Origin of the sequence: uncultured Algibacter sp. (assembly GCF_905480415.1) — a bacterium.
Lineage (GTDB): Bacteria > Bacteroidota > Bacteroidia > Flavobacteriales > Flavobacteriaceae > Algibacter_B.
Map to the genome: position 1 here is coordinate 1 of NZ_CAJQQI010000161.1, position 12226 is coordinate 12226.

Consider the following 12226-nt stretch of genomic DNA (forward strand, 5'->3'; position numbering starts at 1 on the left):
CAATGATTTACAACGACGCATTTGGAACATAGAAAAAGAAACGCAACAAGCTGCTTTTGATGCTTCTCAATTAGGAAATACTTGTTCTGCTATTGATTTGGCATCTAGAAAAGTATTAGAATCTCATGAACTAGGACCAGATTATGAGTTACCAGGGTTACCACACAGAACAGGGCACGGTATAGGGGTAGATATTCATGAATATCCTTATATCGTTAAAGGAAATGAAACCGTTTTAGAGCCGGGAATGTGTTTTAGTATTGAACCAATGATTTGTGTGCCAGATAAATTTGGCGTCCGTCTTGAAGATCATATTTATATGACTAAAGAAGGACCAAAATGGTTTACTAAACCAATGCACAGTATTGGAATTCATTCGGAGAATAATAGATTGATTACCTTAAAATAAAACCGTCTTTCATAGGGTCGTTTGGGTCAATTACAAAGGTTTGTATTCCGGTAATGTATGCTGTTCCTTCAACCTGAGGGATTACAGCTTTAAAAGGGCCAAAGTCTTCCTCAGAAACTACTGAGCCTTTAAAAACCGAATTTGTGATACTTTCTATAGTCATGGTTTCATCAAAACCAATTTCATTTCTTGATTTATGGATAGCCATTCTACCTGAAACACCAGACCCAGTTGGACATCTATCTACTTCACCTTCGGCAAAAACGCAAACATTTCTGCTATCGTTACCAGATACTTGTTTATTGTTGTCAATAAAAATAGTGCCGTATAGAAAACTTAAATCGTCTTCAAAAGGATGTAAAATTTCTTTATCAGCTTTCATTACAGCATGCTTAATTTTCATGCCTTTCGCAATTAATGTTCGGTAAGATTCTGGTTTTAAATTAAAACCAAAATTATTTTTTGCCATATCTATGTAGGCGTAAAATGCACCGCCATAAGCTAAATCATAGGTTACTTTTCCTAACCCTTCAACATTAACAGTTCTGTCTAATCCCACAACAAAACTAGGAACACAATGAAAACGAACACTTGTAACTTTTCCATTTTTAACATGAGCAAACGCGGTAATCCTCCCACAAGGGGCATCAATTTTTATAATGTTATCGCCTTCTTTTACATCAATCCACTTCATCTCTACTGCCAATGTAGAAATAGCAATAATGGCATGACCACACATTGTTGAATACCCTTCGTTATGTAGAAATAAGATTCCAAAATCGCCTTCATCATCGTTTGGAGGTAATAAAAGACAGCCATACATATCGGCATGACCACGAGGTTCGAACATTAAAGACGTGCGTAAATAATCAAAATTATCTTTACAATATCTACGATATTCTAAAACAGAATTACCTTTTAGTTCAGGGAAACCACCAATAATAACTCTAAGTGGTTCGCCTCCAGTATGCATATCAATTGTTTTTATTTGCAACCAATCCTTTGGTGCTTCGAAATTGGTCTTATCAAGTATGTTTTGATATGTGTTATTCATTTTTAAATTTATTATAGAAATAACCAGCAGCAACTAAATCTTCGAGTGCATGACCAACTGATTTGAATACCGTAATCTCTTTTTTAGAAGTGCGTCCGTTATGTTTATTTGAACAAAGCTGAAATAAATCTGCTTTAATAGCGTCTTCTTTCAGAATACCATTTTTAATAGGAATAACAATATCTCCACTTTCTTTTAGCCCACCTTGAAAGGTGTCCACAAAAACAGAGGCTTGGGTAATAGTTTCATCATCCGCTTCACGCATATCTTTTTTATAAGCACCAACCAAATCAATATGTTGTCCAGCTTTTAAATATTTTCCTAAAACTAATGGTGTTTTAGATAAGGTAGCACATGAAACGATATCGACTTCAGATATTTTTTCTTCAATTGTTTTAATTGGTTGAATACTAAAGCTTTCATTCTTTAATGCAGTTGAAATGGCTTGTGCTTTTTCAAAATTTCGTCCCCAAACAAAGACTTTTTTTATAGGTCTTATTGATGCATATGCTTTAATAAGATTAGTGGATAATGCTCCCGTGCCAATCATTAACATTGAATTTGAATCTTTACGGGATAAATAAGAAGCCGCTAAAGCAGATGCTGCAGCTGTTCGTTTAACTGTTAAACTTTTAGCTTCTAAAATGGCTTTTATAGTTCCTTTTATAGCGTCAAAATAAATATATGTGCCTTGTATTGATGGTAAATTAAATTGTCCGTTTTTAGGACTTACAGTTACTATTTTCACACCTGCATCTTTACTTGGGTTCCATGCTGGCATTAACAATAATGTAGAATCTGCATTAACGTCTGGATTTGGAAAGTCATGATGATGACGCATGGGAATAATTGTTTTATTGATAGAAAACCCAAGTTTCAACTCTTGGATTAATTCAGAAAACACGTTGTTATTTTCAATAAACTCATTGTCTATTTGTGAAATTTTTTCCATAAGTTAAATGTAACAAAATGATAATTTCTAATTCAATATTATTTGTGAATAAACTTAAACCATACGAAAGATAGACTGTATGCAATAGACAATCAATTTGTTGAAAGAATAAAATAGAATTTATAAATCTAAGTTTTCAATATCTAAACGCATATTAATCATATGTTTTTTAAAACCAACTTTTTGGTAAGCGCTTAGGGCTGGAAAATTGTCATCATAAACATCTAATCTTATTTCGAAAATATTACGCGATTTACACCATTGCAGTAAAGCGTCAATAATATGCTTATTCAGCTGTTTTCCTCTATGATCTTCAGAAACATACATAAATCCTAAATACCCTTGTTTTTCGTGTTTTAAGTAGTGTCTGTCAGTTTTAATTTTCGCATAACCAGAGGCCACTATTTCATTTTCGATTTCGGCTACAAAAACTTCAGAGTTTGGACTTGTAATTAATTCTGAAATATCATAATATGTAATCGTACCTTCTTTTATTGTGGGGTCAAAAGGACGTTCTGCTGCAATAACACCTTGTTCAAAGCCTAATAAAACAGTTAAATCTTTTAATGTAGCTATTCTAATTATTGGCACCATGAATTAAGATGAGGTATCAGCAATAATTTTCCATTCGCCATTAATCTGTTTTAAGATAATCATAAAAATACCATCAGCATTACCAACATCTCGTTTAAGATGATACTCCCCTAAAACATAATAGGCACCTTCACTTATTTTTGTAATAGCATTAATTCTAAAGTTTAGTTTTCCTGTGTGTTCTTTTGTAGGGTAAGCTTTTTGGTAACGTTCTAAAGTATTCTCCCAGCCGTAAGTTACACCATTACTTCCATAAAACTTAAGTGAATCATTCTTCCAATAACCTTCCATGAATTCTTCGAGGTTATTATTGGACCAAGCAATCCTTTGTTTTTTTAATACTTTATTAATGGCTTTTATGTCGGCTTCATCATTAGATTGGGCATAGCTGCTAAAAAAGCACACTATGCAAAGTAATACCATTAGTTTTTTCATGTATTGGTGTTTAGTCTTGTTATAATCATAATTTCATTATGATTACTCTAGAAGCAAAAGCTATACCATCCTATTATTTTTATGACGAACCGTGATTTGCTTGAGTATTAATTGTTTTAATAAACGTAAAAGTAACAAAATCTTCTATTAAAAAAAGGTTGCTCGTCGATGAAATTGACATCAAATATTATTTCATCTAAAGTTAGATTCTATTGGTCGAAAAAATAGTGCGTATACCGTGTTGCTTTCTTACATTTATCCTGTAGTCAAAACGATTACGCTCCCTCAGATTTACATTTTAACTACTAAAAATCAATTTATTATGGATTTTAAAATTTCAAATTGCAACAACTTCTTTAAAGTAAAAGGTATTCTTAACAAGAACAATGTTAGTTTATTTAATGATGAATTTAACAATATTTTTGATAGAGTAAACAACTTAACTATTAGTATTCAAGACATAATAAGTATGGATAAATATGGTGTTGATGCTATTTTAGAACTTCATGAAAGAGCATTAGCTAAAAACAAAAAATTATCTATAATTGGTTCTGGTTGTAAAGAGCTATATGATCATTTTAAAACCGAAACAGCAGCTTAATTATAATATATTTTTCTGCTGTTTATAAAAGGCATCTGCCTGCAATTGCATAAGTTCCCTCGCTTTTTTGCGCTTGTAAGTATATAATTCATCTTCGTTTTCTATATCGCTATAAATTCGGTCGTTAAGAGCATAGTCTGTTTTTAACATGGCTTTGCGTTGGTTAATATTTTGAAGCACATTTATTTTTATTGCCGTTTCTTGGTCTTCCAACTTTAAGTCATAGGAGCCCTTTGGCGAAAGTAACTTTGCTAATATTGGTGAAGTTTCAATGGCTAAAAACAATAAGAATATAAAAAAGGATGGTAACCAAGGCAGCTTTCCTAAAGCGTTAACACGTGCCATTAACCCATCAAAGTTATTAATAATAGGTTGGGTTATGGCAACCTGTGTGTCATAATCCCCTTTAAGTGTTATGATTTCACTTTCTATAGAGGTGATTTTTTCTTTATTATAAGTTTTTAAATGCTGCAATTCTGCTAATAAAGCATCATGCTTTTCTCGTTTTTCTTTGTAAACTGGGCCTTTCCCTAGAAGTTTAGTACCAGCAGTTCCTTCGGCTTCAGATATATAGGTATCGTATAATTGATTGACTTCAGCTTCTTTAGTGTCGATTTGTTGTTGTAAAGTTAGAATATCACTATTTAAACCATCGATACTAGGTGTAAATTGTTCAGCGAGTTGTGTTTTATTTGCTAAAGTCAATTCGTTTTTCTGTTCTAATAACACTTGGTTAATTTCTTTTTCGAAAATCTTTAGTTCTAAAGGTTTTGAAATCACTACAGCAATAATTACGGCGAGTACAATTCTGGGAGCGGCTTGTATGAGTTCATCTGTAATGTTTGCCGTTTTCTTAATAGTAGATATGATATATCGGTCTAAATTAAAAATGAGTAAACCCCAAATGAGTCCGAAGAAAATAGCCGAATAGAGATTATCGAAAACGGTGTAAAGGGCATAACTACCCGCAATAAAAGCCATAACTGCAGTGAAGAAAACGGTGGCGCCAATGCCAGCGTATTTGTTTTGTTCGCCTTTTGAACATTGCTCTAAAATATCGGTGTCTGAGCCCGAGCAAATGATGAAGAATTGCTTTAACATAATATGATTGATTTTGATTGATTGACTATTAGAACGTTAAAGGCGGTGATTTGTTACAAAAAATAATGCAAAAATTTTAGGATTTATATCTGTTTTTAAATGTCTGTTGTTTTTTATATTAAAACCGTTTAAATAGGGTCATGAAAAAAGCCCCGAATTTCGAGGCTTTAAATTAATTGTTATTAAAAAAGAGGATTATTTAACAATAATCTTCCTAGTTATTGTACTTAATTCCATTTTAACTTTAAATAAGTATAATCCACTACTTAAATTAAAGTCAATGCGCTCATTAGTAATAATTCCTTCTTTTACTGTTTTTCCAGTAATGTCATGAATCGCAAATGGTGCTTTTAATAATTGTTTAGACACCATAATGTGGTCTGAAGTTGGGTTAGGGAATACACGTACTATTTCTGCCTGGTTATTGCCAACAGATAATGTTGCAGGGTCAAAGCTATAAAGTTCATTTCCACTAACGCCATCATCACCTTCAAAATATAATTTTCCATCGAAAACTGCTAAATCATCAATATCTTTAATGGTATTTGTAATTAATTCTGTAGTTACACCATTTGTTCTAAATAAGTGACCTGTAGTTGTTGTAGCTTCTTCTCCTCTATAATATAAATAATCGCCCAAAACAGCATAATCTGAAGGATCATGATTCTCAGAATTTCCTGTAAAGCTACTAATGTTTGTAACAGTATTTGTAGCTGGATCATATGCAATTAAATTATCACCTCCACTATCACCATTGGTATCATCAGCTACATCACCTTCAAATAAAATTTTACCATCAAAGGCAAAAAGTTCTCTTGTTCCTTTAAAAATATCTGCAGGAGTAATTGCTATTGTTCCACTTTCTGTTCCATCAGTTTTCCAAAGTCTGTCCAATGCTTCAAAATATAATTCGTTTCCTAAAACAGTAAAATTACTAATTCCAGAATCTCCTATACCTGCGGCAATATCTTTGATTAATGTATATATATCTGTTGCAGGATCATACTCATACAACTCTTTTCCAATAGTTGGATCATCAGTAGCAGTAAATCCATAACCAATTATTTTACCATTGAGTGAAGCAAACGCGCCTAAAAAATTAACATCTTCTGTACCAGAATTTGCTACTTTAACTTGTGTCGTTCCATCAAATGTGTATAAAGCATTATTATCTGTTGAAAGTATATAATATACAATTCCTCCCATTTCTAAAGGATTAAAAACAAAAGTACCACCAGTTGCATTAGTTCCTGCTACTGTTCCATCTGAAGAAAATAATACGGTTCCGGTGCTAACTCCGTCAAGTGCACTAAAATACATTGTATTATTAAATTCAAAAAAGGAACCCGGAGAAGAACTATCAGAACCTGGCCTTAAATCTTTTACAATTGTTGTTCCTGTTTCTGTTCCATCTGTAATCCAGAGTTCTTTTCCAAGATCTAAGCCTGTGGGCGTATTTGAACCACTGGAGTCATCAGCGGCAAAGTAGATTTTGTTATTAAAAACAAATAAATTTGCTGGTAAAGAACTAGATGTTCCACTGTCGTTAATTTCTTTTACAAGTGTTACTTGCGCATTCATAGCAAATGCACTTATAAATGTTAATAATAGTGGTAATTGTTTTTTCATAATTCTTAGTTTTAAAATTTAATTAATATTTATATTGGTAATTCTGGTAATAATATACGCCTTGTAGGCGTGGTTAATGTTGCTATAAATGCCAGTAAAGCATCTACTTCTGGTTTATTCAGATGTAATTTTTTTGATAATGGCGAGGGTTCAGGGATTAATGAATCACGCGGGGTTCCCAATAATGACTTCTGTATGGGTGCTGGGTTTCCTAAGTTATAATACTCTACAACATCTAATAAGCTAGGGAAGTGCCCATTGTGCATCCAAGGGCCAGTTCTTGCCACTTCTCTTATGGTAGGGGTTCTAAACTTTCCAATATCATCCCTATTTTTTGTGACATTATAACTGCCAAAATCTTCATTTTTTGTTCCAAATAATGTTTGTCCATCATTATGAAATTGGTTGTCGCTAAAGTAAGGTGTATTATGGCAATTAATACATTGTGCTTTTGTTCTAAATAGGTGTAAGCCTAATACTTCTTGGTCACTAAATTTGTCTGATTTTCCACTAACGAATTGATCAAATTTGCTTTTTGGGCTTTTTATAGTTCTTTCAAAGGTCGCAATAGCATATTGAATACTTTTTAAAGATACGGAATCATTTCCAAAGGCTTTTTTAAATAAGGGTCGGTAACCTTTAATACCGGCAATTGTAGCTACGGCTATGTTTAAGGGTTCATTCATTTCTAAAGGATCACCTATAGGAAATTGCGCTTGGTCTTCTAAACTAGAGGCGCGACCATCCCAAAATAACGTATGGGCATAACCGGAATTTAATATAGTCATAGAATTGCGACCACCCGTTTGACGATTATGTCCGAAACTACGCGTCAAATTATCGGTCCATCCTAATTCTGGATTATGGCAAGAGGCACAAGCAATTTGCCCACTATTAGATAGTCTTGGGTCAAAAAACAATATTTTCCCTAGTTTGGCTTTGTCTTTAGAATAGGTATTGTCCGCAGGGTAGGGCATGTCTGGAAGCACGCCTATATCTTCAAAGGTACTTTTATCAATAATACTGTCTAAATTAGGTTCGGGCCACGTTGTGAGATCACTACTGGAATATACTTGTCTTAAAACTTCAATACTTGAATAGGCTTCTTGTTTGTCATTTTTACAAGACAAGAGACATATTAATGTTACTATTTGTATAAGATGTTTAATTCTCATAAATTTAAAGGTCGGTTTCGGTAATACAATTATTTGTTGTTAAAGGATCAGGTTCTGTATATGAATTGTTACTATAAAGGCGATATTCAGAGGTTACGGTACCGCCAAAAAGGTCATCATTGGTAGCTCTTAATTCTAAGGCTATTTCAAATAAACCGGTGCTTATTTCGCTATAAGTTCCTTCGCCTGATATGGCAATGTTATAACTGTTTCCATTCCTGCCTGCAATGGTTAAGAATTGAGGAATTATAAGAGCCCGTCCATTTGTTAAGCTATTCCCGTTTTCTGGAAAAAACTCTATAGCTGTTGGAATGTTAAAACCTGGAGAATTTACAGAGGATATGGATTCTCCATTAAACCAACGTTTTAAATTAAACGAATTTGTTGTAGATGTTGGATTTGCAAAAGCATTAAAACCAATTTTAAAAGCGTGGTGATAGGTATCATCTGAAGTATCAGTTGTACCCATATCGTCATAAAGTATAGCATTCTCATTATCAGAATTAACAACAACTGGATAGGCAAAGGCAAAAAAGGCTTGCCATACACAAATCCCGTCATTATTAAAATCGTTCCAGTGTTCACCATAAACTCTATAAAATGGATCGGATAAATCATAAAAGTTCGCCGCTGTATTTGCTTCGAGGTCCCGCTCAGTTTTAACAGGTTTTACAAGTTGTATAACGGTATTTCCGGTAGCTCTATAGCTATCCGTGTCTATTAAAGAAATTGTTGTTTGATATAGTACATCGTCATTTTGAATGTCTTCATTTAATGTGATTCTATAGTTTAAGGAGGTACCATCAGGACCAATGGCATTTCGTGTAAGCGTATAATCAAATCCATTTAAGAATTCAAAAATAGTAGTGTCATCAATTTCATTTGGAAAAAAACCTAGAGGGAAATTAACTTTAAAGTCAACTATCTCTCCTTGTGTTCCTTTAATTTCTATTCTATTGGTTTCAAAAGTGTATTGAAGTGAAGGTTCTAGGAAATCTATAAGTAATTCATCATTAGCGTCTAGGTTATTTTGTATTCCAATGGCAATATTAGGATCACTTATATTGATGAGTTTTAGTTTAAGTTGTTGTTTTTGTGAAAAATCCCAGCGGTTATTTATTTTCACAAAGATGGTATCAATAAGTTTTTCTGGAGTAAAATTAAGAGATTCCTGAGGTGTGATATCCAAATCAATTTCTCCAATAGTGCTTGCTTCAAAAGTAGCTGTTGTATTTTCTATTAAAGCAGTTGATGTAATCGCTACAGGTATTTTAAGGGTTTTTACGTTGCTCTTGTCGTAAGCAGAAACCGCAACAAGACCTCCATTTATTTCTGGAGATTCTAAGACGTCGTTATTGGAATCTACCAACAGAAAAAAGCGAATAAATTGCCCGTTATTATTGCTAAAGCGTTTAGCATCATCGTTATTACTGCTACACGATGATATGAATAGTATACCGATAAATAAAAATAGTTTAATAGCCTTCATTTTGCTGTATGTTTTCATTTAATTCTGTACTGCTATCTGGAATAGGTAATATAAAGAAATTAGATGGAAAACTAAGATAGCAAGTATTTGCTATACAGCCCAAATTTCTAGTAACATCTTTGTTATACCTTATAATATCGAAGAGCAGATGGCCTTCAAAGGCAAGTTCTCTGCGGCGCTCTAAAAATATATTTTCTAGTATATCAGAATTAATATCTAATGGTAGTAAATTAGAGCGTTCTCTTATTAGATTTAAGTCTATTAAGGCATTATCTAATTCTGATAAACGTGCATTAGCTTCAGCGCGAATTAAATACATTTCTGAAAGACGAATAAAACTAGTACCTGCATCCCCTTGAAATTTTTTGGTAAAATAATATGGTAAGTCCAATTCAACACTATTACTAAGAGTTGGAAGGTTGACTTCTAAAAACATATCAGCTCTAATATCATTAGGGTCATAAAGGTTTAATAAATCGTCAGATGCTACATAAGACTTATAATTAGTTGGAGAGTTATAAATAAAAAGACCTGAAATACTAGATGAAACATCACCTTCAGAAGTTCTTGGTGCAGAAAACTCTAATACAATTTCACTTACAGGTTCTTCATCTAATTCCCATTCTGTAACATAGTTCTCTTGAGTAGCGAGTGAAATACCAGAAGTAGTTATTACCGTGTTCGCATATGTGAAAGCTTGTTCCCAATCATTCATTTGGAGTGCTATTCTAGCATATAATGCTTGCGTGGTAGTGGGGTTAAAATAGGAAATACTTGGGCCGGCTAGTGCTTGTAAATTTGTGTATAAACTTAAAGCTGTATTTAAATCAGATTTTATAAGATCGTAAGTTTCCTTTAGGGTGTACCTTGATGGGAAATCAATGCCAGCAGTTAATGTTCTGGTATTATAAACGACACCTAAATGAGACGCATCTGGAGTGAAATCATAGGCTTGCGCATAGTGAATGGCTGCCTGATAATGCATAAGGGCTCTAATGGTTAGAAGTTCTGCCTGCAACTGATTTTGTTCATTTTTAGTAAAGAATGAATAGTTATCAAATTTTGACAAAATGAGATTTGCCTGATTAATAATATCATATATTTCTTTGTAATAATTAGCATAATTAGATTCGTCTTTCCGATCAGAAAACTCATAACTGTTTTCAATAGATGAAGGAGTTTCTATTAATTTATCATTTGTTGCTGGTGTAAACGTAATATTGCCACCTTGTACATCGGCATAAATAACCTCTCTGGAAGAAAATAAAGCTTCTATATCTCTATATATACCATTAAGAGCAGTTAAAACGCCTTCTTTATAAGCGAGTTGCTCGGTAATAGATATTTGCTCATCAGGTTCTTGCACCAAGAAATCGCTACAGGTGAAGAATAAGATGCAGGACAAGTATGTTAAATATTTTAAGACTCTTTTCATAGTTAAAATGTGGTGTTAATACCGAGTGTAAAGGTGCGCATCTCAGGATATCTGTTTCTAAATTCAGCTACCCCGTTTTTTCCTTTAGGACTCTTGTCTTTAAACCAATAATATAAATTAGATCCATTGAGAATAAAACTTAATGATTTTAAGGGGAGCCTATATTTGTTTACGGGTAGATTATAACTTAAACTAACCGATTTAAGTTTAATATGTGAGGTGTCGAATAGATATTTGCTGGAGTTTGAAATAATACGGTTATTTTTAGCTATAATGGGATGTATAGCAGTATCACCCTGATTAAGCCAAGCGTCTTCAAAAATATTGACGCTGATATTTCGGTTACTTAAAACTCGATAGTTGTCATATAGTGTACGATCCACTAAAAAATCTGAACCATAGGTATACGACATTATAATACCTAGATTAAAATTTTTATATGAAAAATTATTTCGCATTCCGCCATAAAAATCAGGTTGTGTGTTGCCTATGGGTCTCCAGTCTGATGAGTCAAACTGGCTGGCTACAGTTGCTGAGTCATAAATTTGTCCATCAACATTAAATAACTCACGTCCTGTACCTGGATCAATCCCTATAAAGTTATAACCCCAAAGTGCTGAAGTTGGATATCCAATGGTTTGAGAACGTGCCGATTCAGCACCTGAAAAATCAGAGCCTAAACCAGTTAATGCAGTCACTTTGTTTTTAATTTTAGTAAAATTAAAACTGGTTTTCCATGAACAGGATTCATTTTTAAACCATTGCGATTGTATGCTAAACTCAATCCCTTGGTTGTACATTTCGGCACCATTAATTTGGGCTGACCCAAAGCCAGATTCTATAATTACGTCTCTGGTTACAATTTGATCTATAATCTGATCTCTAAAAAAATCTGTAGTAAACTTAAATTTATTTAGAAAGTTAAAATCAATACCTATATTAAATTTCTTATTGGTTTCCCAGCCTAAGTTAGGGTTAGGAGCTGATGTTACATTACCGTAATTTAATCCGTTGTAGCCTGTATCTGTATCACTTATGGTGTATAAGCCTAATGCACGGTAGGACCCTATTCTAGAATTCCCTGTGGTACCGTAACTCACTCTTAAACTTAAAAAATCAACAAAATCACTATTCTCTAAAAAAGACTCTTTGCTAATATTCCAGCTGGCTCCTAAACCGCCGTTAAAAGCGGTATTATTATCAGAACCAAAGGCAGAACTTTGGTCAATTCTAAGATTTGCCAATAAAAAATATTTTTTTGAAAAATTATAATTCAACTGCGCAAAAACTGATCTACCGGTAGTTTCAGAGCTGTCACTTTCATAATCTTGTTTTTCGGCAGTTTCAACAGG

General features: G+C 33.3%; 12 protein-coding genes. 2 read left to right on the forward strand and 10 right to left on the reverse strand.

Going from position 1 to position 12226, the window contains the following annotated elements:
- On the forward strand, nucleotides 1–409 hold a 409-nt coding region (locus tag QZ260_RS11205; protein ID WP_295986221.1), incomplete at its 5' end, for a M24 family metallopeptidase.
- On the opposite strand, the gene QZ260_RS11210 is transcribed toward QZ260_RS11205, so the two are convergent.
- The 4 genes from QZ260_RS11210 to QZ260_RS11225 all read right to left on the reverse strand — a co-directional run bounded on the left by QZ260_RS11210 (nucleotide 396) and on the right by QZ260_RS11225 (nucleotide 3444).
- Nucleotides 396–1463, reverse strand: a complete 1068-nt coding sequence (locus tag QZ260_RS11210; protein ID WP_295986224.1) for a proline racemase family protein — start codon at nucleotides 1461–1463, stop codon at nucleotides 396–398. The two genes, QZ260_RS11205 and QZ260_RS11210, sit on opposite strands and share 14 nt — an antisense overlap.
- Complete coding sequence (locus QZ260_RS11215; protein WP_295986227.1) at nucleotides 1456–2415, reverse strand: ornithine cyclodeaminase family protein; 960 nt, start codon at nucleotides 2413–2415, stop codon at nucleotides 1456–1458. The genes QZ260_RS11210 and QZ260_RS11215 overlap by 8 nt, the downstream gene beginning before the upstream one ends.
- A 120-nt stretch (nucleotides 2416–2535) precedes the next feature.
- Entirely contained in the window at nucleotides 2536–3009 is a 474-nt protein-coding gene (locus QZ260_RS11220; RefSeq protein WP_295986232.1) for a GNAT family N-acetyltransferase, read from the reverse strand.
- A gap of 3 nt (nucleotides 3010–3012) precedes the next feature.
- Nucleotides 3013–3444, reverse strand: coding sequence for a DUF4440 domain-containing protein (locus tag QZ260_RS11225; RefSeq protein ID WP_295986235.1), 432 nt, complete (start codon nucleotides 3442–3444; stop codon nucleotides 3013–3015).
- A gap of 322 nt (nucleotides 3445–3766) precedes the next feature.
- Here QZ260_RS11225 and QZ260_RS11230 point away from each other — a divergent pair, with 322 nt between their 5' ends.
- Nucleotides 3767–4045, forward strand: coding sequence for a hypothetical protein (locus QZ260_RS11230; protein WP_295986237.1), 279 nt, complete (start codon nucleotides 3767–3769; stop codon nucleotides 4043–4045).
- Here the strand turns inward: QZ260_RS11230 and QZ260_RS11235 are convergent, their stop codons facing one another.
- From QZ260_RS11235 to QZ260_RS11260, 6 genes are all read right to left on the reverse strand, one after another.
- On the reverse strand, nucleotides 4046–5146 hold the full coding sequence (locus QZ260_RS11235) for a DUF4407 domain-containing protein (RefSeq protein ID WP_295986239.1): 1101 nt from the start codon (nucleotides 5144–5146) through the stop codon (nucleotides 4046–4048).
- Between the two features lie 195 nt (nucleotides 5147–5341).
- A complete protein-coding gene (locus tag QZ260_RS11240) occupies nucleotides 5342–6775 on the reverse strand; it encodes a T9SS type A sorting domain-containing protein (protein ID WP_295986242.1) in 1434 nt (477 codons plus the stop codon).
- A gap of 29 nt (nucleotides 6776–6804) precedes the next feature.
- Complete coding sequence (locus QZ260_RS11245; RefSeq protein WP_295986246.1) at nucleotides 6805–7950, reverse strand: cytochrome c peroxidase; 1146 nt, start codon at nucleotides 7948–7950, stop codon at nucleotides 6805–6807.
- Nucleotides 7951–7954: 4 nt separating this feature from the next.
- A complete protein-coding gene (locus QZ260_RS11250) occupies nucleotides 7955–9439 on the reverse strand; it encodes a hypothetical protein (protein ID WP_295986248.1) in 1485 nt (494 codons plus the stop codon).
- Complete coding sequence (locus tag QZ260_RS11255; RefSeq protein ID WP_295986252.1) at nucleotides 9426–10874, reverse strand: RagB/SusD family nutrient uptake outer membrane protein; 1449 nt, start codon at nucleotides 10872–10874, stop codon at nucleotides 9426–9428. Before QZ260_RS11255 ends, QZ260_RS11250 begins: the two co-directional genes overlap by 14 nt.
- Before the next feature lie 2 nt (nucleotides 10875–10876).
- The coding region (locus QZ260_RS11260) for a TonB-dependent receptor (RefSeq protein WP_295986255.1) at nucleotides 10877–12226 on the reverse strand (1350 nt) is incomplete at its 5' end.

What these genes read in the sequence shown, in the direction of transcription:
- QZ260_RS11250 (WP_295986248.1), bottom strand. Translation starts at nt 9,439, where the DNA reads ATGAAGGCTATTAAACTATTTTTATTTATCGGTATACTATTCATATCA.
- QZ260_RS11225 (WP_295986235.1), bottom strand. Translation starts at nt 3,444, where the DNA reads ATGAAAAAACTAATGGTATTACTTTGCATAGTGTGCTTTTTTAGCAGC.
- QZ260_RS11245 (WP_295986246.1), bottom strand. Translation starts at nt 7,950, where the DNA reads ATGAGAATTAAACATCTTATACAAATAGTAACATTAATATGTCTCTTG.
- QZ260_RS11230 (WP_295986237.1), top strand. Translation starts at nt 3,767, where the DNA reads ATGGATTTTAAAATTTCAAATTGCAACAACTTCTTTAAAGTAAAAGGT.
- QZ260_RS11215 (WP_295986227.1), bottom strand. Translation starts at nt 2,415, where the DNA reads ATGGAAAAAATTTCACAAATAGACAATGAGTTTATTGAAAATAACAAC.
- QZ260_RS11210 (WP_295986224.1), bottom strand. Translation starts at nt 1,463, where the DNA reads ATGAATAACACATATCAAAACATACTTGATAAGACCAATTTCGAAGCA.
- QZ260_RS11220 (WP_295986232.1), bottom strand. Translation starts at nt 3,009, where the DNA reads ATGGTGCCAATAATTAGAATAGCTACATTAAAAGATTTAACTGTTTTA.
- QZ260_RS11255 (WP_295986252.1), bottom strand. Translation starts at nt 10,874, where the DNA reads ATGAAAAGAGTCTTAAAATATTTAACATACTTGTCCTGCATCTTATTC.
- QZ260_RS11235 (WP_295986239.1), bottom strand. Translation starts at nt 5,146, where the DNA reads ATGTTAAAGCAATTCTTCATCATTTGCTCGGGCTCAGACACCGATATT.
- QZ260_RS11240 (WP_295986242.1), bottom strand. Translation starts at nt 6,775, where the DNA reads ATGAAAAAACAATTACCACTATTATTAACATTTATAAGTGCATTTGCT.